The sequence below is a fragment of the Synergistes jonesii genome (genome assembly GCF_000712295.1).
Taxonomy (GTDB): Bacteria; Synergistota; Synergistia; order Synergistales; family Synergistaceae; genus Synergistes; species Synergistes jonesii.
This window is the reverse complement of the sequence record NZ_JMKI01000054.1, coordinates 74,332-96,931: the sequence shown is the minus strand read 5'-3', so window position 1 is coordinate 96,931 and position 22,600 is coordinate 74,332. Positions and strand designations below refer to the sequence as shown.

Annotated in this window: 18 protein-coding genes; 10 read left to right on the top strand and 8 right to left on the bottom strand. The window is 56.6% G+C overall.

The window, feature by feature from the left end; genetic code table 11:
* The first annotated feature begins 38 nt into the window (after nt 1-38).
* The gene (locus EH55_RS12750; RefSeq protein WP_051682916.1) at nt 39-755 is read left to right on the top strand and encodes a GntR family transcriptional regulator; all 717 of its coding nucleotides are present in this window, start codon (nt 39-41) and stop codon (nt 753-755) included.
* Nucleotides 756-1,382: 627 nt separating this feature from the next.
* On the opposite strand, the gene EH55_RS12745 is transcribed toward EH55_RS12750, so the two are convergent.
* The gene (locus EH55_RS12745; RefSeq protein WP_037978531.1) at nt 1,383-2,447 is read right to left on the bottom strand and encodes an alpha/beta hydrolase; all 1,065 of its coding nucleotides are present in this window, start codon (nt 2,445-2,447) and stop codon (nt 1,383-1,385) included.
* A gap of 306 nt (nt 2,448-2,753) precedes the next feature.
* Here EH55_RS12745 and EH55_RS12740 point away from each other — a divergent pair, with 306 nt between their 5' ends.
* Nucleotides 2,754-3,644 (top strand): LysR family transcriptional regulator, encoded by an 891-nt coding sequence (locus EH55_RS12740; protein WP_037978528.1) that lies wholly within the window; start codon nt 2,754-2,756, stop codon nt 3,642-3,644.
* Nucleotides 3,645-3,709: 65 nt separating this feature from the next.
* Here the strand turns inward: EH55_RS12740 and EH55_RS12735 are convergent, their stop codons facing one another.
* Entirely contained in the window at nt 3,710-5,851 is a 2,142-nt protein-coding gene (locus EH55_RS12735; RefSeq protein WP_037978526.1) for an AMP-binding protein, read from the bottom strand.
* 165 nt (nt 5,852-6,016) lie between these two features.
* Here EH55_RS12735 and EH55_RS12730 point away from each other — a divergent pair, with 165 nt between their 5' ends.
* The gene (locus EH55_RS12730; RefSeq protein WP_051682915.1) at nt 6,017-6,634 is read left to right on the top strand and encodes a PglD-related sugar-binding protein; all 618 of its coding nucleotides are present in this window, start codon (nt 6,017-6,019) and stop codon (nt 6,632-6,634) included.
* 62 nt (nt 6,635-6,696) lie between these two features.
* On the opposite strand, the gene EH55_RS12725 is transcribed toward EH55_RS12730, so the two are convergent.
* Nucleotides 6,697-8,067, bottom strand: a complete 1,371-nt coding sequence (locus tag EH55_RS12725) for an MATE family efflux transporter (RefSeq protein WP_081839593.1) — start codon at nt 8,065-8,067, stop codon at nt 6,697-6,699.
* 268 nt (nt 8,068-8,335) lie between these two features.
* On the opposite strand from EH55_RS12725, the gene EH55_RS12720 reads away from it, so the two are divergent.
* The 6 genes from EH55_RS12720 (at nt 8,336) to EH55_RS12695 (ending at nt 14,119) form a co-directional block, all read left to right on the top strand.
* On the top strand, nt 8,336-9,544 hold the full coding sequence (locus EH55_RS12720; RefSeq protein ID WP_037978521.1) for a DUF3798 domain-containing protein: 1,209 nt from the start codon (nt 8,336-8,338) through the stop codon (nt 9,542-9,544).
* A gap of 223 nt (nt 9,545-9,767) precedes the next feature.
* Nucleotides 9,768-10,580 carry an adenosylmethionine decarboxylase gene (gene speD / locus EH55_RS12715; protein WP_037978519.1) on the top strand — a complete coding sequence of 271 codons (813 nt, stop codon included), beginning with the start codon at nt 9,768-9,770 and terminating at the stop codon, nt 10,578-10,580.
* A gap of 9 nt (nt 10,581-10,589) precedes the next feature.
* Nucleotides 10,590-12,062, top strand: coding sequence for an aminotransferase class I/II-fold pyridoxal phosphate-dependent enzyme (locus EH55_RS12710; protein ID WP_037978518.1), 1,473 nt, complete (start codon nt 10,590-10,592; stop codon nt 12,060-12,062).
* A gap of 2 nt (nt 12,063-12,064) precedes the next feature.
* The gene (gene speE / locus EH55_RS12705; RefSeq protein WP_037978517.1) at nt 12,065-12,913 is read left to right on the top strand and encodes a polyamine aminopropyltransferase; all 849 of its coding nucleotides are present in this window, start codon (nt 12,065-12,067) and stop codon (nt 12,911-12,913) included.
* Entirely contained in the window at nt 12,914-13,759 is an 846-nt protein-coding gene (gene speB, locus EH55_RS12700) for an agmatinase (protein WP_037978515.1), read from the top strand.
* A 15-nt stretch (nt 13,760-13,774) separates the two neighbouring features.
* A complete protein-coding gene (locus tag EH55_RS12695) occupies nt 13,775-14,119 on the top strand; it encodes a TIGR04076 family protein (protein WP_037978511.1) in 345 nt (114 codons plus the stop codon).
* Between the two features lie 191 nt (nt 14,120-14,310).
* Here EH55_RS12695 and dctP read toward each other — a convergent pair whose 3' ends face one another.
* Together dctP and epsC are read right to left on the bottom strand one after the other, a co-directional pair.
* Nucleotides 14,311-15,312: a TRAP transporter substrate-binding protein DctP gene (gene dctP / locus EH55_RS12690; protein ID WP_037978509.1), complete on the bottom strand. Its 1,002-nt coding sequence runs from the start codon at nt 15,310-15,312 to the stop codon at nt 14,311-14,313.
* 449 nt (nt 15,313-15,761) lie between these two features.
* On the bottom strand, nt 15,762-16,535 hold the full coding sequence (gene epsC, locus EH55_RS12680; protein ID WP_081839591.1) for a serine O-acetyltransferase EpsC: 774 nt from the start codon (nt 16,533-16,535) through the stop codon (nt 15,762-15,764).
* A gap of 354 nt (nt 16,536-16,889) precedes the next feature.
* Between epsC and EH55_RS12675 the strand changes: the two genes are divergently transcribed.
* The gene (locus EH55_RS12675) at nt 16,890-17,633 is read left to right on the top strand and encodes an IclR family transcriptional regulator (RefSeq protein WP_160170751.1); all 744 of its coding nucleotides are present in this window, start codon (nt 16,890-16,892) and stop codon (nt 17,631-17,633) included.
* Nucleotides 17,634-17,744: 111 nt separating this feature from the next.
* Here the strand turns inward: EH55_RS12675 and EH55_RS12670 are convergent, their stop codons facing one another.
* From EH55_RS12670 to EH55_RS12660, 3 genes are all read right to left on the bottom strand, one after another.
* Entirely contained in the window at nt 17,745-19,625 is a 1,881-nt protein-coding gene (locus EH55_RS12670) for a thiamine pyrophosphate-binding protein (RefSeq protein WP_051682914.1), read from the bottom strand.
* 84 nt (nt 19,626-19,709) lie between these two features.
* Nucleotides 19,710-21,140 carry an aldehyde dehydrogenase family protein gene (locus tag EH55_RS12665; RefSeq protein ID WP_037978501.1) on the bottom strand — a complete coding sequence of 477 codons (1,431 nt, stop codon included), beginning with the start codon at nt 21,138-21,140 and terminating at the stop codon, nt 19,710-19,712.
* Nucleotides 21,141-21,493: 353 nt separating this feature from the next.
* Complete coding sequence (locus EH55_RS12660) at nt 21,494-22,456, bottom strand: Bug family tripartite tricarboxylate transporter substrate binding protein (RefSeq protein WP_160170750.1); 963 nt, start codon at nt 22,454-22,456, stop codon at nt 21,494-21,496.
* Nucleotides 22,457-22,600: the final 144 nt, after the last annotated feature.

The window sequence follows — 22,600 nt, the reverse complement described above, 5'->3', positions numbered from 1 at the left end:
CAAATGGTACAGGAGTGACAGCACTGGAGGAGTAACTCTTGAAAAAAATAGTGGGAATTTTATGCACCGCGGAAGATCGTGCGACAAAAGCTATTGTCCAGCTGATAATAGATCATAAATATCTCCCTGGAGAGAAGCTTTTGGAAGTAGATCTCGCACAGGAGCTTGGAATGAGCAGGACTCCGATAAGAAGCGCGTTGAAAAAACTTGCTGCCGAGGGTTTTTTGGAGATGCAGGCCAATAAAGGCTGTATGGTTCCATTTTTAACATTGGATGATATGGAAAGGCTGTTCTCGTTTCGCGCTAATCTAGAAGGATTTGCCGCATATGAAGCGGCAAAAAACATGACGAACAATCAGATAGGACAGCTGGAAAAACTCATTGAAATGGAAAAGGGGATCTATTCTCAAGCGGACGCGTTAGCCTATAATAAAATTAATGCAGAGATTCATAACTCTATAATGATTGCTTCGCAAAATGATTACCTCATCAGAACATCACAATCCATATTTTTGAGGTCTGAGCTTTATATATTTTATTATGATAGGTTCTGCCGCGAAAAAAAACCGAAAACTGAATATTTGGATGCACCACAGTCTCATCATTCAATTATAGATCACGAAAAACTGTTACGTGCAATGGTTGAAAAAGAATCGGAAATTGCGAGGATCATAGCTACAAGACATGTGTTAGCAACAGCGGATCAATTAAAGAAAGCTTTTTTTGTTATGGGCTCAAAGATATTTGACTCTTAACCTCAACTTTTCATAAATTATGAAAGTAAGTAGTATCAATACCGAGCTTTTTCAACAACACATGGGTACCTTTTGTAATTTCACTTTTGTGCCAGCCGTTGTTTATTTTTGCCTTGTGGATATTTTTAAGACAGGCAAGAAAATCTCCTACTGCCCCTACCGGATGTCTTTGCAACAAACCGGACGTGCGCAATTTAAGGTTACTGTTATATGGAATAAACCGACATTAAAGAAATGTAGTTAAGGGACGCCAAAAAACGTAGAAAGAGCCGATCTCCTTGTTTGTAATGACCGTCATATTTTTGATTCCAGACTCAATCAATATGCTCGAAGGCCGAGGCATCGTGCACATGGCATGGCAATAGGATGAAACCCGACATATGCTTATTTAAAGTATCGGACACAGCACGTGCGGCTAGGAAAGGTTCGAATAAAAATCGGCCGGGGACAAACTCCGGCTGATTTTCGCTTCATGTTTTATTCATATTTTTGACATAAAGAAAGAGCGGCATATCTCAAGTTCGGCGGAGCGCCGAGCAAAATTGCCTATCGATTCTGCGGCCGCGGGATATGCGTTACTGCGTTTCCCGGCGTAGCGGCTCCTCTATGCGTTTTTTACTGTGCGACTTACTTCAGATTATCCGCAAAGAAGGCGCTGATCTTCTTAAAGGGGATCTTGTCCATCTGATCGTAAAGGTCGGTGTGGTTAGCGCCGGGTACGATGAACAGCTCCTTGTTGCCGCCGGTCAGCTGTTTGTAGGCGTCCTCGCTGAAGTACCTCGAATGCGCCTTCTCGCCGTGGACGAGGAGCACCGCACTGCGGATCTCTCCGGCATAGGCAAGTATCGGCATGGTGACGAAGGGAAGCGAAGACGTCTTGTTCCAGCCGGCGTTTGAGTTCACAGAACGCGCATGGTAACCACGCTTCGTTTTGTAGTAGGCATAATAATCCTTCACAAAGTCCGGCGCGTCCTTTGGAAGAGTGTCCGGCACTCCTCCTGCGGGCTCATAGCCGCCCTTCTTGTAATCGGCGGTCCTCTGCGCGTTCAGGGCCTTTTTCATCTCAAAACGCGCGTCGGCGCTGTCAGCGCTGTCAAAATACCCGTTCGCAGTAACTCTCGTCATGTCATACATGGTCGAGGCTACAGTCGCCTTGATTCTGGTATCCATGGCGGCGGCGTTGATCGCCATGCCGCCCCAGCCGCATATTCCGATAACGCCGATGCGTTTTTGGTCTACGCAATCCTGTACGGACAGAAAATCTACCGCGGCGGAAAAATCCTCCGTGTTGATCTCGGGCGAGGCGACATCGCGGACGCTGCCTCCGCTCTCGCCTGTAAAAGAGGGGTCGAAGGCCAGCGCGACATAGCCACGCCTTGCCATCTCCTGGGCATAGAGGCCGGAAACCTGCTCTTTAACGGCTCCGAACGGACCGCAGACGGCAAGCGCCGCATACTTTTTATCCGCGCTGAAGTCCCCGGGCAGATATAAATGACCCGTCAGGTCGATGCCGTAGCGATTGTGGAAGCGTACCACCCTGACCTGGACGGACGGGTCTATCCTGAATACACGGCTGTCGTTCGTCAATTTCTGGACATCCTCCGCAGCGTCTGCCGCTTTCGCCGACGCGACGCCGACCGCCGCGCTTCCCGCCAGCAGCGCGGCCAGTGTAAATACAAATATCTTTCCCATTTTATCAACCTCCATTTTTGTTTTCTTACGACGCTTTGAGATCAAAGCCCGTCATTTTATTTACCACCGTCATCTTCTGTCCTCTTTCTGCGGAGAACAGATCGTGCATATATACGATCTATTCTGTATTGCTCCCCGTGCAGTTCTTTCTGTTTCCGTGAACTCCTTACAGGCAAATTATAGATTTGGCAAATTGAAATAGCAATTACCTAATCAGCAAACGTTGATTTGCTTGACAGGCATATCGCAGGCTAATATACTGGAGCTGTTCTGGAATTATCGCTTCAGCCGCTCGGGGGGATTCAGATGGAAATCAGAGTGTTAAGATATTTTCTGGCCGTTGCGCGGGAAGGCAGCATCACCAATGCTTCCAATTTTCTTCATATCACACAGCCTACGCTTTCGCGGCAGATCAAAGAACTCGAAGACGAACTTGGTCAAAAACTGTTCGCGCGGGGCAGCCACAATATGACCCTGACGAAAGAGGGCTTCATATTCCGCAAGCGGGCGGAAGAAATCATCGCTATGGTGGACAAAACAGAAGACGAGTTCAAAGCGATGGGGAACAGCGTCGCCGGAGACATTTATATTGGAGGAGGTGAAACGGATGCGATCAAATTGATCGCTGATGTGATCGGCGAGCTCAGAAAGGACTACCCGGACATACACTATCATCTTTACAGCGGAAACGCGGCCGACGTGACGGAACGCCTCGATAAGGGCTTTTTGGATTTCGGCATCATCATCCAGCCCGCCGATCTGCTTAAATACGACTGCCTCCACATTCCAACCACAGATACGTGGGGCGTCGTTATGCGCAAGGATTCTCCGCTCGCGTCAAAAAGCCGCGTAACCAGAGAAGACCTGACGGAGCTGCCCCTTATCTGTTCCAGGCAGGCGATTGCGGACAAAAAAGAGGGGAACGAATTCATCGCGTGGTTTGGCGATGAATTTGAAAGGTTAAATATCGTTACGACATTCAACCTTGTGTTCAACGCCGCGATCATGGCGGAAAAAGGGATAGGATACGCCGTTACGATCGACAAGCTCGTCAACACATCCGAGGAAAGCGCGCTCTGCTTCCGTCCGCTCGAGCCAAGGATAGATTCTGGGCTGGATATCATATGGAAAAAACATCAGCTCTTCTCCCCGGCGGCGGGGCTGTTCTTGGAAAAGCTGACGGCGTATTTTCAGTAGAAATCGTCCGCAGGCCAAAAAAGCTGCGGCTGATTTTCCGTTTCAGGTTTAAGCTGGGCGCCGCGTCATTCGTCGGCGTTCATGTTTCTCAGCAGCTCGTCGAGCTCCGCGTAGCTGGTCTTGCCGTTGCCGAGCTGCGGGATGTTTTCCATATACAGCAGCTTCCTGGGAATCGCTATCTCGGCCATGCCTATTTCGGAAAGCCTCTGACGCAGCTCTTCGCGCTTCAGGCCGCTTCTCGTCGTCACGGCGGTCAGGGTCTCGCGGTTCGCGCCGTGCATCATCGTCACGGCATGCTGGTCGTCCGGCCACAGTTCGAACATCGCCTCTTCCACCGAAGCCAGCGAGATCATTTCGCCGCCTATCTTCGCAAAGCGCTTCGCGCGCCCGAGTATCGTGACATAGCCCTCGTCGTCGATATGCACTATGTCGCCGGTGTCGTACCAGCCGTCCTTAACCGGTTCGAGCACTCCGGGGTTCGTTATGCGCAGGTAGCCGAGCATGATATTGTCGCCTTTGAGCCACAGCCTGCCGCCGTCGCCGACGCCGTCGACGGGCTCGAGGCGGTAGCGGAGCCCCGCGACGATCGTGCCGACGGTGCCGCTCTTGTGATGCGCGAAATAGTTGTTCGCGACGACCGGCGCCGCTTCGGTAACGCCGTAGCCCTCCGTGATGCGCGTGTCGAAGCGCTCGAACCATATCTGCTGCGTCGAGGCTTTGAGCTTTTCTCCTCCCTGTATCAGAAGGCGCATCGTCGCGTAGTCGTAGTTGTCGCCGGCGGCCTTGGCGTAGCCGGCGAGGAAGGTGTCCGTCGCGAAAAGCAGCGTGATGCGCTCGTCGTAGCATATCGACGCGATAGTCTTATAGTGCAGCGGCGAGGGGTAGAGGTAGACGAAGAAGCCGAGGGAGACCGGCATGAAGACGCCGCAGAGGCCGAAGGAATGGAATATCGGCATCGCGTTCAGCACGCGGTCGGAGCGGTAGAAGTCGACGCGCGTGAACATCTGCGCGTGGTTCGTGTTCAGATTTTTGTAGCTCAGCACTACGCCCTTGGGCGCGCCCTCGGAGCCCGAGGTGAAGAGTATGACCGCCGGTTTTTCGACGGCCTCGGGGTCGACGGGCTGCGAGCGCAGGAAGGGCGCGCGCAGCGCGGCCGAGATCTTCCTGCCGGCGGTGATCAGAGGGGCGGCGTCTTCGAGCCAGAATATGCGTATGCCGGCCTCTTCTATGGCATTAGAAAGCGCCTCGAGCTTGCCTATATTTATAAATTTTCGCGACGAGACGACCGTTTTGAGGCACGCCGTGCGGCAGCAGTTGACGAGCGCGCGCGGGCCGAGCGAGAAGTTCAGCATCGCCGGGACCTTGCCGAGCTTCTGCAGCGCGTACATCGTGACGACGCCCCCAAGGGAGGTCGGAAGCAGCACGCCGATGTTCGTCTCGCCGAAGTTCTGCGCGCGCAGCGCCTCCTCTATCAGCAGTATGCGCGTGATAAAGCCGTTATAGGTCACGGGCTTCGCGCCCGCGTCGCTGAATATCCGCACATTGCCGCCGAATTCCTTTCTCGCGTCGAGCAGGATGTCCCAGAAGGGCTTCTCCTTGCGGCGCGCCATGAGCGACGCTTCGTCCATTATGCGTTCGAGCGCGCGCCCCGCCGCGGCGTTACGCTTGGAGCCTGCGAGGTCGTCCTCAATGTCGAGGGTGGTCACGGGGAAGATGTTTATCGTGACTTCGGAGAAGAAGCGCAGCCCGCGCTTATGCTGTATGCGCGAGAAGGGGGTGCGCTCCGTGCCGCTTATATGTATTGGAAGGATTTTCGCCTTAGTGTGGTCCGCTATCATAGCGACGCCGGGCGAGACCTTCATCGGGTTGCCGATAGTCGTCGGCTGGAGCTCCGGGAATATCACGCAGCGCCCACCGTTCTTCAGCAGATTGAGGAAATATTTCAGCGAAAGGGGCGTGTCGGCGTCGAGCACGTGCGTTTCGGCGACGGGCAGGAAGAAGCTGACGAAGCGTTTCTTCGTGAGCCTCCGCTCTATCGCGAAGGGCACCTTTTCAGGCAGAAAGACCGCCAGTATCAGGGGATCTATAAAAGAAACGTAATTCGGCGCGATAAGCACGCCGCCGCCCGCGCTCTTCCAGTTTTCCCATCCTTTTACCTTGACGTCGAAGAAGAGACGCATAACAAATTTCACGACCAAACGCAGCAAACGGACCCCTCCGCAGGACGGGCGCGAAAGAGCGGAACGCGCGCCCATAAATATGCAGAAATTATATCATGATATAACCATTCGACGCCTTTTACATTTTATTTTGTAAAAAAATACGATATAATAATATATATTGAAAAATAATTGAGAGAGGGTGCGATTCTGATGAGTGCAAAGGATAAAGTTTTTCTCATCGGGGCTGGGGACCACGCGAAGGTCGTCCTCTCGACGCTTGAAGCGTGTGGCGCCGAATGCGTGGGCATCTACGACGACAACCCGAATCTGCGAGGGAAGACGCTCTGGTCCATTCCGATAATAGGGGCCGTCTCCGAAATGCCCGACGAGCCCGACATCATGTGCGTCATCGCGATCGGTTCAAATCAGGTGCGGCGCTCCATCAGCGAGCGCTTCAAAAACGTCTGCTGGCCGGTCTTCGTCAATCCGATCAGCTCCGTCCACAGCTCCGTGCGCTTAGGCGCCGGCACGATAATATTCGCCGGCAGCCTGATAGAATCCGACGCATCGATAGGCAGACACTGCATAGTCGGCTCCGGCTGCTTCGTCGGGCACGACAGCGTTATCGGCGACTACTGCCAGCTGGCGCCGGGAAGCCTGACCGGCGACAACGTCTCCCTCGGCAGCGGCGTCCTTCTCGGGCTCGGCTCGATAGTCAAGCCGTACGTGAAAGTATACGACGGCGCCTCCGTGGAGCTCGGCGAGAAGGTCATTAAGGACAGGAGGCCGGAAGGTATCGGCGTCGCTTCTCCGGAGGCCGGCGAATAAAACGGACATCGGGCGATATACCGTGCCGCCGCTTCGGCCGTCCGCGCCGCGCGGCGGCGCTTTCATTTGACGGAGAGGGCTTCGGGGCTTCTAAGCCAGCGCAGAACCCATACCAGGAAGCAGGCGGAGATCAGGCCGCCTCCGAAGTCGCCTACCGGATAGGAGGCCCATATGCCGGTCATGCCGAAGAAGCGCGGCAGAATCAGAAGGGGCAGGAACATACAGAGGACGTGGCGGCAGAAGGAAAGCGCGAGCGAATGCCCACCTTTGCCGAGCCCCTGAAGCGCGGAGTTCGTCACGACGGTTATTCCCATGAAGGGAATCGCCATATAGCCGATCCTCATGCCGGGGACCCCCACCGATAGTATCCCTTCGTCCTCGGTGAATAGGCGCATCATCTCCCCGGCAAAGGCCTCGGCGAGGAAGAGGCTCAGCAGATACAGGCCGACGGTCATGATCAGCGCGCATTTTATCGCCTTCACCACGCGGGCGGGGCGCGCCGCGCCGTAGTTGTAGCCGATTATCGGCTGCGAGGCCTCCCCTATCGCTATCGCGGGAAGAAAGAGCAGAGAGTCGATGCCGAAGAATATACCCATCGCCGAGAGCCCGTCGTTTCCGCCGTAACGCACGACGAGATTGTTCATTATCGTCATAAAGAGCACGAAGGAAAATTCCATGAAAAAGGGCGCGCTGCCGACCGCGAAGATGCGCCTGACGACTTCCGCCCTCGGAAGGGTGAGGAAGCGGGCGCGTATGCGCGGCGAGGCGCCGCGGCGCAGGAAATAGGCGAGCCCCATGGCGGCGGATATCCCCTGGGAAATCACAGTGCCGTAAGCGGCGCCGGCGACCCCCATGCCGAAAGAGACGATGAAGAGCGCGTCGAGCGCCACGTTGGAGCAGGCACCGACGATCTGCGAGAACATCGCGTACTTAGGGCTGCCGCTGGCCTTGACGAGGAAATTCGAGGCGAAGCCGAAAAGCCCGAGCGGCGCGCAGCGCAGAAGTATCTTCAGATAATCGTAGGCCACCGCCAGAATCTCACCGTCGGCGCCAGAGAGCTTCAGCATGCCCTCTACGGAGGAGAAAGAAAGAAGTATAAAGGCCGCGCTGACCGCGGCCAACATGACCAACGTCGACGCGAGCACCTGCTCCGCTTCGCGCCGCTTCTTAGCGCCGAGCAGAATAGAGACGCGCGACGCGCCGCCGGTGCAGATGAGCATCGTGAACGCCGACATGACGAGCATCGAAGGGAAGCTCACCGAGACCGCGGCGAGCCCGGCCGGGCCGACATACCTGCCGACAAATATCCTGTCTACTATATTATATATGGCGCCCGCCACCATTCCCGCTACAGCGGGCAGCGCAAAGCGCAGTATGAGCCGTACGACCGGCTCGCTTTCCATGAATCTGCGATCGCCGCCAGAGTATGGCATTTTCCGCCGCTCCCATTTCCCAAAAGATAGCTGAATGATTATAACACGCCGCAGCCGTTTTTACTCTAAGACATGAGGAGGCGGGCGTACGGCGCGTAACGTCAAATAATGTCAAAAAGAGCGCTATGTTTTGGCGCGGCGTTTTTATTGACAGACGCCGTCGTCAGCGGATATAATTTTCGGCAGCGCAATGTAAAAAAGCTTACCTTCCACGGGCCGAAGAAAATTTTGGCGTTGGAAGATGGCAAACCTTGAGGGAGGAATCATTGTGAAGAAAACAGCAGTATTGCTCTTCGCCGCACTGTTCGCCATCCTGGCGTGCACGGCGGCAACGGCGGCCGACGCCCCGTTCCACATCGGCATCGTGACGGGCACGGTATCGCAGAGCGAGGACGACCTCCGCGGCGCGGAGCTGATGCTCCAGAAGTACGGAGACGTCTCAAACGGCGGTATGATCAAGCATCTCACATACCCTGACAACTTCATGTCCGAAATGGAAACGACCATTTCACAGATAGCCGGGCTCGCCGACGACCCGAAGATGAAGGTCATCGTGGTCAACCAGGCCATCCCGGGAACGGCCGAGGCCTTCCGCCGCGTCAAGGAGAAGAGGAAGGACATCCTCTGCTTCGCCGGCGAAGCTCACGAAGACCCGAACGTCATCACCTCCGTCGCCGACATGGCTATCAACGCCGACTTCGTCTCGCGCGGCTACCTCATCATCAACACCGCGAAGAAGCTCGGATGCAAGACCTTCGTGCATATCTCCTTCCCGCGCCATATGAGCTACGAGACGCTCGGACGCCGCCGCGCGATAATGGAGCAGGCCTGCAAAGACATGGGCATCAAGTTCGTCTTTGAAACAGCCCCCGACCCGACGAGCGACGTCGGCGTGGCGGGCGCCCAGCAGTTCATCCTCGAAAAGACGCCGGCATGGGTCAACAAGTACGGCAAAAACACCGCCTTCTTCTGCACGAACGACGCCCACACGGAGCCCCTTCTGAAGCAGATAGCCAAATACGGCGGCTACTTCATCGAAGCCGACCTACCGTCGCCGCTCATGGGCTACCCCGGAGCCTTTGGCATCGACCTCACGAAGGAAGCCGGCAACTGGCCGGTCATCTTGAAGAAGGTTGAAAAGAGCGTATCCGACGCCGGCGCGAAGGGACGCATGGGGACGTGGGCCTACTCCTACGGCTACACGAACAGCGCGGCGCTCGCCGAATTCGGCAAGCGCATAACTGAAGGCAAGGCCAAGCTCAACAGCAAGAAGGACCTCCTGTCGTGCTACGCGGAGTACACGCCGGGTGCGAAGTGGAACGGGCAGTATTACACGGACCTCGGCACCGGCGTGACGAAGAAGAACATGATGCTCATCTATCAGGATACCTACATCCTCGGCAAGGGCTACATGAAAGCCACGGACGTCAAGGTCCCGGAAAAATATCAGAAGATCAAGTTCTCCGCCGGCAATTAAACCAGCCGAAGGCAAAACTATCAGGGCTCCGCGCGCTGCGGGGCCTTTTTTGATACGCCGTCGGGCGTTTTTGCGGAACTTTTATTTAATTTTTACTAAAAGTAATGATAAATACGAACATTTGACAATATAATCATTTATATGTATAGTTTTATGCCATTACCGCGGTTTTGCGCGTGGAAAATATAAAGCCTCCGGCTTGAGAAGGGACGTGGGGATAGGGTTGAAAGACAAAATCCAACTTTATGGATTCAACAACCTGACAAAAACGCTGAGCTTCAACATTTACGACATCTGCTTTGCGAAGACGGACAGAGAAAAACAGGATTACATCGCCTACATCGACGAGCAGTACAACTCAGAACGACTTACGAAAATCCTCTGCGGCGTCACGGACATAATAGGCGCCTGCATATTGAATATCTCTAAGCAGGACTACGACCCGCAGGGGGCGAGCGTCGCGATTCTCATTTCGGAAGAGACCGTGCCGCCGCTCCAGATAGACTCCTCGTGCAACGGCGGGCAGTGGGCGCGCAGGATCGACGGCGAACGCGAAACCGTCATAGCGCACCTCGACAAGAGCCACGTAACGGTGCACACCTACCCAGAATTCCACCCGAACAACGACATAAGCTCTTTCAGAGTCGACATCGACGTATCGACCTGCGGCAAGATATCGCCGCTTACCGCGCTGAACTATCTCATCGGCCAGTTCGACTCGGACATCATCGCGCTCGACTACCGCATACGCGGCTTCACGCGCGACGTGGACGGGAAAAAATATTACAAGGACCATGAGATAAATTCCATACAGAACTTTATCGACGAGGAGACTCTGCGGCGCTACGACGCCATCGACGTCAACGTCTATCAGTCGAATATCTTCCATACAAAGATGATGCTGAAGGAGATACATTTAGCCGATTATCTCTTCAACGTCGACCCGCGCGAGCTTCCGCCGGCGGAGCGCCTCTCGATAACGGACCGCATAACGAAGGAAATGCTCGAAATATACTACGGGATGAATATGTACTGAGGCACAGCCATGAAGGACAAAAGCTACAAGCTCGACCAGAGCGCGGCGCCGCTGCTTAACGCGATGTCCGAGTACAGGAAGAGCCGCGTCGTGCCCTTCGACGTCCCCGGGCATAAGCAGGGGCGCGGCACGCCGGAGCTGACGGGATTCCTCGGCAAACAGTGCCTCTCGGTAGACGTCAATTCGATGAAGCCCCTCGACAACCTTAGCCACCCGACCTCCGTCATAAAGGAGGCCGAAGCCCTCGCGGCCGACGCTTTCGGGGCCGACGACGCCTTTCTGATCATCGGCGGCACGACGGCGGCGGTGCAGGCGATGATATTCAGCGTCTGCAAGCGCGGCGATTCGATAATCCTGCCGCGCAACGTCCATAAATCGGCGATAAACGCGCTGATTCTCTGCGGGATAATACCGATATACGTCGACCCGGGGATACATCCGGAGCTCGGCATCTCCCTCGGCATGTGCGCCGACGGCGTGGAGGCGGCGATCGCCGCGCATCCCGAGGCGAAGGCGGTCTTCCTCAACAACCCCACCTATTACGGCATATGCACGGACGTCGGGCGCATCGCGCGCGCGGCGCACCGCGCCGGCATGGCGCTGCTGGCGGACGAAGCGCACGGCGCCCACTTCTATTTCGGCAGGGGGCTGCCGCCCGCGGCCATGGAGGCGGGAGCCGACATGTCCGCCGTCAGCATGCACAAGACGGGAGGCTCTCTGACGCAGAGCTCGCTGCTGCTCATGAGGCGCGGCCGCGTGAGCCCCGACTACGTGCGCACGATAATAAACCTCACACAGACGACCAGCGCCTCCTATCTGCTGATGGTATCACTGGACATAGCGCGCAGGGCGCTCGCGATGAAAGGCGGGGAGACATTTGCCCGCGTAACCGAGCTCGCCGAATACGCACGCGGCGAAATAAACAAAATAGGCGGCTACTACGCCTTTTCGCGCGAGATAATCGACGGCCGGCATATCTTCGATTTCGACGTTACCAAGCTCTCCGTCAACACGCTGAAGACGGGGCTCGCCGGCATCGAAGTGTACGACCTGCTGCGCGACGATTACGGCATACAGGCCGAATTCGGCGACATGGGCAACATGCTCGCGATAGTCTCGGTCGGAGACGACCGCTACGCTATCGAGCGCCTCGTCGCGTCGCTATCGGAGATAAAAAGGCTGCACGGACGCGATGGGCTGAAGCTGCTCGACCACGAATATATCACGCCGGTGGTCAGGATGACGCCGCAGGAGGCCTTCTACGCTGAAAGCGAACCCGTGGACGTCGGGGAGACTGTCGGGAAGATCTCAGCCGAGTTCGTGATGTGCTATCCGCCGGGCATACCGATTCTGGCGCCCGGCGAGGAGGTCACCGAGGAGGCTCTCGACTACATACTTTACGCGAAGGAAAAAGGCTGCCTCGTTATGGGGCCGCAGGATATGGAGTTGAAAAAACTATACACGGTAAAACGGGGGGAATAACGATGGAGCTTTGGTATACGGAAGAACACACGCCGACGGTACGCTTTTCGATAAAGGTGAAAAAACAGCTCTTCGGGGGCAAAAGCCCCTTCCAACAGGTAGACGTCTTCGATTCGGAGGAGTTCGGGCGCTTCTTCACGCTCGACGGCCTGATGATGCTCACCGAAAAGGACGAGTTCATCTATCATGAGATGATCGTCCACGTGCCTATGGCGACGAACCCGGACGTCAGGCGCGTGCTCGTGATAGGCGGCGGCGACGGCGGCACCGTGCGCGAGCTCTCGCGCTACAAAACGATCGAGAAGGTCGACATGGTGGATATAGACGAGATGGTCGTCAAGGTCTGCCGCGAATTGCTGCCCTTCACGTCGAACAAGCTGGACGACCCGCGCGTCACGCTGTACTTTGAGGACGGCCTCAAATTCGTGCGCACCGTGGAAGAAAAATACGACCTTATAATAGTCGATTCGACCGACCCCTTCGGCCCGGGCGAGGGGCTCTTCACGAAGGAATTCTACGGGAACTGCTGCAAAATTCTGAACGACGACGGCATACTCGTCAATCAGCATGAAAACCCCTACTACGATTCCTACCGCGCGTCGATGAGGCGCGCGCATCGGCGCATCGAAGACTTCTTCCCGATCTGCCGCGTCTATCAGGCGCATATACCGACATATCCGTCGGGGCACTGGCTCTTCGGCTTCGCATCGAAGAAGTTCGACCCGCTCGAAATCGACGCCGAGGCGTGGAACGCGCTCGGCCTCGAAACGAACTATTACAACACGGACATACACCGCGGCGCCTTCATGCTGCCGAACTACGTGAAACGCGAGCTCGAACTGGAAAATTAAATGAAGACGAACATACGGGGGTTCATCGGTTGCGACGCGGGGTACGAGGAGGCGCAAGCCGTGCTCTTCGGCGCGCCCTTCGACTCCACCACCTCCTTCCGCCCCGGCGCGCGCTTCGGCCCCGCCGCGATGCGCGCCGAATCGTTCGGCATGGAGACATACAGCCCCTATCAGATGAGAGAGCTTGAAGAGCTCTCCCTCTTCGACGCCGGCGACCTCGATCTGCCCTTCGGCAACGCGGCCGCAGCGCTCGGCGAAATAGAAGGGGCGGCGGCGGAAATACTGCGCGACGGCAAGCTCCCCTGCCTCATAGGCGGAGAGCACCTCGTGACGCTCGGGAGCGTGCGCGCCGCGGCGAAAAAATTCCCCGAGCTGCGCCTCATACACTTCGACGCGCACGCCGACCTCAGAGACGAGTACATGGGGGAAAGGCTCTCGCACGCGTCGGTGATGAGGCGCTGTCACGACCTGCTCGGCGACGGCAGGATATTCCAGTTCGGTATCCGCTCCGGCTGCAAGGAAGAAATGGCGTGGGCGCATGGGCGCGTTAAAATGGAAAAATTCCGCGCCGATACGGCCGCGGAAGCGGCCAGGGAAATCGGAGAGGCGCCGGTCTATATAACGGTAGACCTCGACGTGATCGACCCCTCGGAATTTCCCGGCACCGGCACGCCGGAGGCCGGCGGCCTGTGCTTCTCCGAGCTGCTCGACGCGCTGCTTTCGCTGCGCGGGTTCGACGTGAAGGCCTTCGACGTATGCGAGCTCTCGCCGCATTACGACCGTTCGGGAGTCTCCACCGCCCTCGCGTGCAAAACGCTGCGCGAAATGCTCCTCGCCTACCTTTGAAAAGGAGATGAAAAGATGAAGAGGGTGAAGATAACGGTCCTCAAGACGACCTTCGACAGGGAGCTCGCCGCCGAATACGGCGCGGAAGGGCTCGGCGCCTGCCCGATGCTGAAAGAAGGGCAGGTATTCTACGCCGACTACGCGAAGCCCGGCGGCTTCTGCGACGAGGCGTGGAAGGCGATATATCAGTACGCCTTCGCGCTGGCGCACGGCGCGGGAAAGGGCTTATTCTACTACGGAGACTGGATAAGAAAGCCCAGCGTCGCGATATGCAGCTGCAACGACGGCCTGCGCCCCGTCATCTTCAAGCTCGAAGCGACGGACGAAGAATCGCATATCGATTACGAAGCCGTGAGATAGATGACGCCCGGCGGCGCCAAGCGCCGCGATCACAAAACGCCGAAGCCCGCAGGAGGTGTGGGCTTCGGCGCTCCGGCCGCAAATTTTATCGCCGCCGAATCCTCTTTAACATCCGCCATATAATAAAAAACAACGGCGCCTTTCGTTATGCGGCACCGTTGTTTTTACCTCTGCCGATTTCTGCCGGCCTTTTACTTGCCGAGGTGCTCTCTGAGCCCTTTCATAAGCTCCGGCGTGAGCCCCCTCTTGCCGAGCTCGTCCCAGATGCCTACGCAGGCCTGTTTGATCGGTTTAAGCTCTTTGTCTGTATACCTGAAGACCTTGATGCCCTTCTTCTCCATCAGCTGCATGTATTTAGTATCTTCGGACTGGGCCGTGCTGATCGATTTAAGCGTGAAGTTCTTCGCGGCTTCCCTGAATATCTTCTGATCTTCGGGCGAAAGTTTCTTCCAGGCCTTTTCGCTGACCATCAGCGGGAGGTATTCGAAGGAGTAGTTCGTCGCGTACCAGTACTTCATGACGTCGCCGAGCGTAGTGAAGGCCGCCGCCGTAGACATGCCGTCGACCGCGTCGCAGACGCCGGTCTGCATCGACTGATAAATGTCGGCCCAGGGGATTGTGATCGTGCGGAAGCCCATGGCCTTCGCGCCGAGGTTGTAAACGTCCATGTTGGCCACGCGGACGAGGACGCCCTTGTCCACCTTCGGGTTGAGCGGTTCCTTGAGGGGCTTCCTCGAAGCGATGCCGATAAAGCCTTCGATATACGAGCCGAGAACGTTTACGCCGAGCGGCTTGCCGAGCTCTACGAGCTTATTCGGGAGCCACGCGCCGGGCATGAATACCTTTTTCGCCTCGTCGTAGCTGCTGACGATCCCGTTCGTGTAGATGACGTCGAAGCGCGGGTCAAAGCCGCTTGCGAACGACGTTACGGACATATCGACGGTGCCGCGGATGAGCTCTTCCATTACGAGTTCGTAGCTGCCGAGCTGATTCGCCGGGAAGACCTTGATTTCGACGCGTCCTTTCGTCTTCTCGCCGATTTCCTTCGCAAAGTCGTGCATCATCTTTGTGCAGAGGTGCTCCGTAGGCTGCTGTCCCGCAAAGCGGAATACGATCTTCTCGGCGGCCGCCGCCGAGCCGGCCATCGCCGCAAAGGCGAATAACGCCGCCATAAGTACTGTGAACTTCTTCATTGTGGTACCTCTCCTTTTCTATATTTGCTTTTTTAATAAAAACGGCCGTCAGGCCGAAAAAGCCGCAGACGATACCCACTGCATTTCTGCTCCGGCACGTTATGGAATTCTACGCAACGCATACTGAACAAAAGATATATCAGATAGGCGTTACTGTCAACGTTAGAATATTTGTCGTGTAAAAATCAATCGATATATAGCTTTATGATATTTTTATCTCTGAATTAATATTGGAATGATTATGTATTCTTGTTGCAGATAACGTGCTTTTCCGTCCGCCGCTTGTAAGATAAGAACTGTCAGAAAGGGCGTTTTGCGCATTCTATACTAATAAAAACCCTTCGCCCCTCCTCTGCGCTTTGAGGGGCGAAAGGGCTTGTTATCGAATCTTCTGAGCGCCGTCCGCGGAATTTTATTCTTACAGAAATATCAGATCATAATTTTTTCTATTATTTTTTTGATATATCAGATTGATATGTAAACTTATGAGCACCCCCTATCACTGAGCTTCCGTGCATCACTTCGACGTCGAGCCCTTCGCCCGACGCCCTCTCCTCGACCGGCGCTTCGCCCCTCATCTCTTTCAACTCGCCGCGCAGATAATATACTTCCTCTTCGAGGCGGATGACGCGCGAGAGGAGTTCCTCCTGCGAAAAGCCCGACGAGCCGCCGCCGACCTGCTTACCGTCGACCTTGACGATGCGCGCCCTCATGCCCGTCACGGTGGCTTTTGCCGGAACGTCCTTCAGCACCACGCTGTTCGCGCCGATTCGCGAATTAGAGCCTATCGTGATCGGGCCTAATATCTTCGCGCCGCTGCCGACAAAAACGTTGTCGCCGAGCGTCGGGTGCCTTTTATGGCATTTTTCGTTGCCAGTGCCGCCGAGCGTGACGCCCTGATAGAGCACGACGTTTTTGCCGACTATCGTCGTCTCGCCTATGACGACGCCCGCGCCGTGGTCGATGAAGAAGCCCTCGCCGATCTGCGCGGCGGGATGTATCTCTATGCCCGTCCACCAGCGCACTAAGAGCGAGACGAAGCGCGGCAGCACCGGAATATGCAGCGCCGAATGAAGGAAATGTATACCTCTGTGCGCCGTTATCGCAAGAAAGCCCGGCGTGCAGAAGACCACTTCAAAAAATCCGCGCAGCCCGTCGGGAATGGCCGGATCGTTCCGCTTCGCAGCCTCGTAGTCGCACTTTATGTACCTCCATATGCCCATGATACTCCCCCTCAAAAAAAGAGCCCGTCTTTCGACGGGCTGCTCTACAATTGCTAAAGTTTATTTTTCCTGGTATACGACAACGCATTCCCGCGCTTATGCATACGGCGGAACCGCCCGTACGGTTTTTAGTGGCGCCACCGTACAGCTGCAACAGAAATTATCACCGCGGCAAAGCATTATCATATCCTTCATATCGACATTGTATAAGCTTTTCGCGTAATTGGCAAGAGCTCCGGCCGGCGGGGCAAAATGAGCTCTTGCCGCTGCGCGGTAGATTTTTATGATATTATATTTAAGATGGCGTACGCTCTGTTTTTGATGTTCGCCGTGATTTTAAAAGAGGTGTGGCAAATGGCTGAAGATTCGGTCCGTTCTGTGGAAAGGGCTTTCGCGATATTGAAGGCTTTCACGCGCGACGACTACAAGTTGTCTCTGAGCGAGATAGCGGAAAGGATAAATCTGCCCGTCACTACGTCGCTGAGGATCGCCGCGACGCTCGAAGGGCTGAATATATTGCAGCGCCACAGCGACCGCACGTATTCGCTCGGCAGCCAGCTATATCTGCTCGGTAGCATCGCGAAGGCAAACTTCCGGCCGCAGCAAATCATCTACCCCTATATGAAGGAGATAAGGGACGAGACGAAAGAGGCCGTATCGCTTTACGGCGTCGCCGGCGAATACCGCGTCTGCTACGAACAGCTTGAGAGCCTTCTGACGGTGCGCTGCGTGATGAGGGTCGGCGACAGGATGCCGCTCTGGGCGGGAGCGGGCAGCAGAGCGCTGCTCGCCTTCCTCGGCGACGAGGTGATAGAGCGCGAGGTAAAGAAGGCCTACAAGATAACGGAAAACACGATATACGAGCCGGAAAAGCTGCGCAAAAGCCTCGCCGACGTGCGCACGCTCGGCTACGCGATCAGCAGGGCGGAGCGCGACGAGGGCATCCTCTCGATAGCCGTGCCGGTCTTCAACAGGCGCGGCGATATCGTCTTCTCCTTCTCGGTCGCCGGGCCGACGCAGCGTTTCTCGGAAGAATACGCGATGAGCCTTATACCGAAGATTCAGGCGATGTGCAGGGAGATAGCCAATCAGCTGTAGCGCGACGATAAAAATCCGCACCGCAAAAGCGCCGGGCCCCCGCCTTTCAAAGTGCGGGAACCCGGCTTTTATGTGTTTCTTGAAGGGAGGTCCTTATATTTTGTCCGGCGTTCAGCGGGGAGCCTTCAACCTTTTGCCGGCCTGCACCGCTTTCGACGCTTCTCTTGCCTTCGACTTCTGCTCCCTGAGTTCCTTCATGTACCAGGGCTCGACGTCCTCCCACTGCCACTGCCGCCACGGCTTTTCCTCGCCGCGCCTGCGGTACATGTCGTTTATGTTCCAGCAGCCCCAAGTTACGACCGGGGCGTTCTCCATGCGGACGTCGATGACGCAGGGCTCGTCCGACGCGAGGGCTTCTTCGAGCGCCGGCTTGAAGTCGCAGGCCCTGGTTATCCTGCGCCCTCTTATGCCGTAGGCTTCGCCTATCGCCGCGAAGTCCGGGCTGTAGGGCTTGCCGCCGCGCGTGAAGGTCGTGCCGAACTGGTGGTCGTAGTGCTGCCCTTCGAGCCCGGCGATCGTGCCGAAGGCACAGTTGTTCATCACGACCCAGACGACCGCGACGCCGTCCACCGCCGCGGTGGCGAAGGGCGAGACGTTCGTCCCCATGCCGCCGTCTCCTATCAGAGCGACGACCTTTTTGTCGGGATTCGCGATCTTCACGCCGAGCGCGGCCGAGGGACCGTAGCCCATGGTGCAGAGGCCGCCAGGGGCGACGAAGGTCCCCGGCTCGTAGATGTCGAACTGCTGCCCGACGCCGTTCTTGTTCCAGCCGACGTCGGCGACGACAAAGCCGTCGCGCGGCAGCGCGTCGCGCAGCTCCTTCAGTATGCGCTCGGGGCGCATCGGGAACTGCTCCGACTTCTGCGCGCCGACGAGCGTTTCTCTGTAGGCCTTTTTCGCCTCGGCTATCCGACTGAGCGTCTCGGGGCGCTTCACGCCGGCCGGGTATTTCCTCTTCGCGGCGGCTAGTATCTCCTCGAGCGCGAGCTTCGCGTCGCATATCGCGCCGATTTCGGTCTTGAAGTTGCGCCCTATTTCCTCCTGGTTGATGTCGATGTGGATGAGCTTCGTCGGCGGGATGTCGAAGGTCTCGCCCTGATACCACGAGCTGCAGTCCGCCTCCGAAAGGCGCGTGCCTACCGCCATGATCACGTCGGCGTTCATCGCGAGCGTGTTGTTGAACTCCGTCCCCCAGAAGCCGGTCATTCCGACCGCGTGCGGATCGTCGTCGGGAATCGCGCCCTTGCCCATCAGCGTGTAGAGCACCGGGATGTCGAGGAAGGAGGCGAGCTCCGTGAGCGCCTGCGACGCGCCGGAGGATATCACGCCGCCGCCCGGATAGAGCACAGGGCTCTCCGCCTCGGCGAGCATCGCGGCGATCTCTTCCGCAGCCTTTTCGCCGAGCGCCGGCCTCGGCAGCTCGGGGAAGTTGTCGATCCTCTGTTCGAAGAAGCGCGTATCGACCTCCATCTCGAAGATGTCCATCGGAATGTCGACGAGCACGGGGCCGGGCCTGCCGGTCACCGCAAGGCGGAAGGCCTTGTCCATCACCTCGGGCAGCAGCTCGGGGCGGTCTACGCGCCACGCGCGCTTGACGAAGGGGCGGTATATCTCGTACTGGCTCGCGTCAGAGTGCATATTCACCTCCTGATGGGGGTGGCGGCCGAAATAGCAGGTCGGCACGTCGCCGGCGATGACGACCATGGGAATCGAATTGAGCCCGGCCTCGGCTACGCCCGTCGCCGCGTTGGTCATGCCGGGGCCCAGGTGCGTCATTACGACGCCGGGGACCTGGCAGCCCCTGCCGCGTGAATAGCCGTCCGCGGCGTGGGCCGCGATCTGTTCATGGCGCACCGAAATGTAGCGGATTTTGCTCTCCTTAAGCGCGTCGAGAAAAGCGATAAGGGTATGCCCGCAGAGTCCGAAAATGTGATCGACGCCGCGCGCCTCAAGAAATTTTACAAGCTGAAAAGAGACAAGGTCTTTCGCCATTGCAGTACCTCCTATTATTTTAGAAAACCGCGCGGCGCGGGCCGCGCCGGAATGGACGCGGGCGCCGCGTTCGCCGCAGCCGCTTTATATCTCGGCCTGTTCCTTCGTTACCGCCGGGTCGTAGAATTCGCCGAAGAGGACGTCCTCCGCCGGTTGATCCTTCATTATTGGCTTCGCCACCCATGTGTAATTCATATAATGCTTGAGCGCGATGTTCTCCGACACCTGGTTGCCCCCCCACGTGCCGCAGCCCATGCTGGAGGTCATAGCCATGCCGTTCTCGGCGCTGCCGGCGTTCGCCTTCGACTGCGGCTGGCGCACCATGATGCGCGTCACCGGCGCCCTCAGCGCGAGGCGGTTGATATGATCGTCGTTCCAGCTGTAGATGCCGCAGCTGTGGCCGCGCCCCCCGACCTTGTAGATCTCGTCCATCATCTTAAGCGCGTTCTCGAATTCGCCCTCGTAGCGGTAGACGGTGAGCAGCGTCGTCAGCTTCTCTCCAGAGAATTTGAACTGCGGTCCGATGCCCTCGCTCTCCACCATTATAAACTTGCGGTCTGCTGGAATCTCGAAGCCCGCCGCGCGCGCCAGCGCCTGCGGCGCGACCGCGACGGTGGAGACGATGCGCTTGCCATTCTCGTCCCACATCGCCCTCTTAAGCGCCTCCCTCTGCTCCGTAGTCGCGAGGTAGCCGCCCTCGTTTTTGAAAGCCTCTATGACTCTGTCGTAGAGCCCTCCGTAAATTATGATATTGCCGTCCGCCGAGCAGCCGGAGCCGAAGTCGGAAGTCTTGCTTATCCTCGTGTTGCGCGCCGCGATCTCCGGGTCGCAGGTCTCGTCGTAGATCATAGTCGCGTTGCCGCCGCCCGAGCAGTAGGCCGGCTTGCCGGAGCTGTGCGCCGCGACGCACATCGCATGCCCGCCGGTCGCCATGATGAGGTCGGCGCGCTTCATCACCTCGGCGACGAGATCCATGTTGACCTCTTCCATGCACTGCAGGAAATCAGGGTTCTCGCCTATGGCCGCGAGCGCGTCGCGCATGATCTGCACGACGCGGCCGGTCGTCTTGACGGTGCGCGGATGCGGCGAAAATATGACGACGTCGCGCGCCTTGAGCGCGTATATAGACGTGACTACGGGCGTCAGCTCGGGGTTCGTCATCGGAATGAGCGACGCGATGACGCCGGCCGGCTTGCCGTACTTCGTGATGCCCTTCTCCGGGTCTACGAAGATCGGCCCCACGCTCTTCTCTCGCAGCGCGTCGCGCAGCACTCCGAGAATCTTGTGGCGTTTGCCGAAGCGCCCCTCCCTGTCGCCCGAGCCGGACTCGTCGACGCCCATATGGCAGACCTCCTGGAACGTTTTGGGATTTCCCGCCGCCCACGCTACGCAGCGGCACATTCTGTCCACCTGCTCCTGAGTGTAGTTCTCAATCACCTTTTCCGCGGCCCTCGCCCTCGCGTAGATCGCCTCGATCTTCTCGATCTGTTCCGGCGTTACTTCATGATGTGCCATTGTTTCCACTCCTCATGTTTTATTTTTTTTGTTTTATGTTTTACTGTGTAACAGAATACAATCCTGCTACGCAGATACCAAGCCGTGCTTTATCAAACGCTAAGAAGGCGCGCCTCGCTTTGATTGTTCCGCGACAATCAAATTAATTCTGTCTTGGATGCGACCTGACGGAAAGCCCGGCCGCGGTATCATTTACGTGCGAAGAGAGCCCGGCAGAGCGCGAACGTCTAAACGCGGCGCGCTACCGCAATTAAAGCTACAGAAATAGACTTTCTTCGCATATTAGTACTCGCTTTTGTAATTCAACGGCAAATCATCCTAAAACTCCACATACGTATCACAGATTGGAGCGATTATTTCACGGCGCCGCTCTTCTTAAGAGCGCTGATCGTGTTCGACTGCCAGCCGGTGATATACTTTTTGGCGTCAGCTCCTGCGTAGCCGAGTGCGTTGATGTTGAATTTCGAAAGGACATCCTTGTACGTTAGGTCTTGGAAAGCCTTGGCAAACGCGGCGCTTAGGAATTTTATCTTGGCGGGGTCTGTGCCCTTCTTAGCAAAGATTCCGTAGAAGGGACCCCATGGGAGATACTGATCGAAATCGGGGTATTCCTTTGTTACGATCGGGATTTCCGGCATTGCAGCTACAGGCTGTTTTGCGAACATCGTGAGGAATACTATCGCACCCGCTTTGTGCGATTCGATACCTGACTGGACCTTGCATACCGTGAAGTCGCATTCTCCATTTATGACAGCCGTCCTTGCAGAAGCGTCGCTGTCATAGGGAATCTGCGCAAATGTCGCGCCGGTAACGCTTGTGATAAAAGCGCCCATTTCCCACGGCAGGCCGCCGGCGCCTGTAGTCGATATCTTGACTTTGCCTGGGTTGGCCTTCGCGTCCTTTACGATATCTGTAAATGTCTTATACTTCGAACCCTTCCTTACGATGATTCCCGTCGTTTCGTCGCCTATAAGGAATACAGGTTCAAAGTCGCCATAGGTGAGCTTTGAGATGTTAAGTACCTGGTAAAGCGCAGGATTCTCGGCGCCGAGAAGAAGAGTGTAACCGTCAGCCGGCTTGTCATACACGAACTGTGTGGCTATCGATCCGGTACCGCCGGTCATATTCTGCATTACAAGGCTCTTGCCGACCTCCTTCTCGGCTAATGAGCAGAGAGGGCGCATGAGCGAGTCGGTCCCTCCGCCGGCGCCCCACTGTATGACGCAGTTGATATTTTTCTCGGGGTATGCTGCAAACGCGCAGGCGCTGACAGCCATTGCCAGGATTAGTGCGATAAGTATGGAAAATTTTCTCATGGTGCTATTCCTCCTGTGTCTTATTTTTTCGGCTTCAAAGCCTTCTATGTTACGCATTCCCTGGGACACCGAATATTCCGGCGGACATCCGAGAAGGCAGGCGGGTTTTGTTTTTATTGAAATGTTTTTCATTATCCGCTCACC

Bases quoted from the DNA above. Each gene is read 5' to 3' on its own strand.
- EH55_RS12670 (WP_051682914.1), bottom strand. From the start codon at position 19,625: ATGGCGAAAGACCTTGTCTCTTTTCAGCTTGTAAAATTTCTTGAGGCG.
- EH55_RS12675 (WP_160170751.1), top strand. From the start codon at position 16,890: ATGGCTGAAGATTCGGTCCGTTCTGTGGAAAGGGCTTTCGCGATATTG.
- EH55_RS12710 (WP_037978518.1), top strand. From the start codon at position 10,590: ATGAAGGACAAAAGCTACAAGCTCGACCAGAGCGCGGCGCCGCTGCTT.
- epsC (WP_081839591.1), bottom strand. From the start codon at position 16,535: ATGGGCATATGGAGGTACATAAAGTGCGACTACGAGGCTGCGAAGCGG.
- EH55_RS12695 (WP_037978511.1), top strand. From the start codon at position 13,775: ATGAAGAGGGTGAAGATAACGGTCCTCAAGACGACCTTCGACAGGGAG.
- EH55_RS12745 (WP_037978531.1), bottom strand. From the start codon at position 2,447: ATGGGAAAGATATTTGTATTTACACTGGCCGCGCTGCTGGCGGGAAGC.
- speB (WP_037978515.1), top strand. From the start codon at position 12,914: ATGAAGACGAACATACGGGGGTTCATCGGTTGCGACGCGGGGTACGAG.
- EH55_RS12725 (WP_081839593.1), bottom strand. From the start codon at position 8,067: ATGCCATACTCTGGCGGCGATCGCAGATTCATGGAAAGCGAGCCGGTC.
- EH55_RS12740 (WP_037978528.1), top strand. From the start codon at position 2,754: ATGGAAATCAGAGTGTTAAGATATTTTCTGGCCGTTGCGCGGGAAGGC.
- EH55_RS12660 (WP_160170750.1), bottom strand. From the start codon at position 22,456: ATGAGAAAATTTTCCATACTTATCGCACTAATCCTGGCAATGGCTGTC.
- speE (WP_037978517.1), top strand. From the start codon at position 12,065: ATGGAGCTTTGGTATACGGAAGAACACACGCCGACGGTACGCTTTTCG.
- dctP (WP_037978509.1), bottom strand. From the start codon at position 15,312: ATGAAGAAGTTCACAGTACTTATGGCGGCGTTATTCGCCTTTGCGGCG.
- EH55_RS12665 (WP_037978501.1), bottom strand. From the start codon at position 21,140: ATGGCACATCATGAAGTAACGCCGGAACAGATCGAGAAGATCGAGGCG.
- EH55_RS12730 (WP_051682915.1), top strand. From the start codon at position 6,017: ATGAGTGCAAAGGATAAAGTTTTTCTCATCGGGGCTGGGGACCACGCG.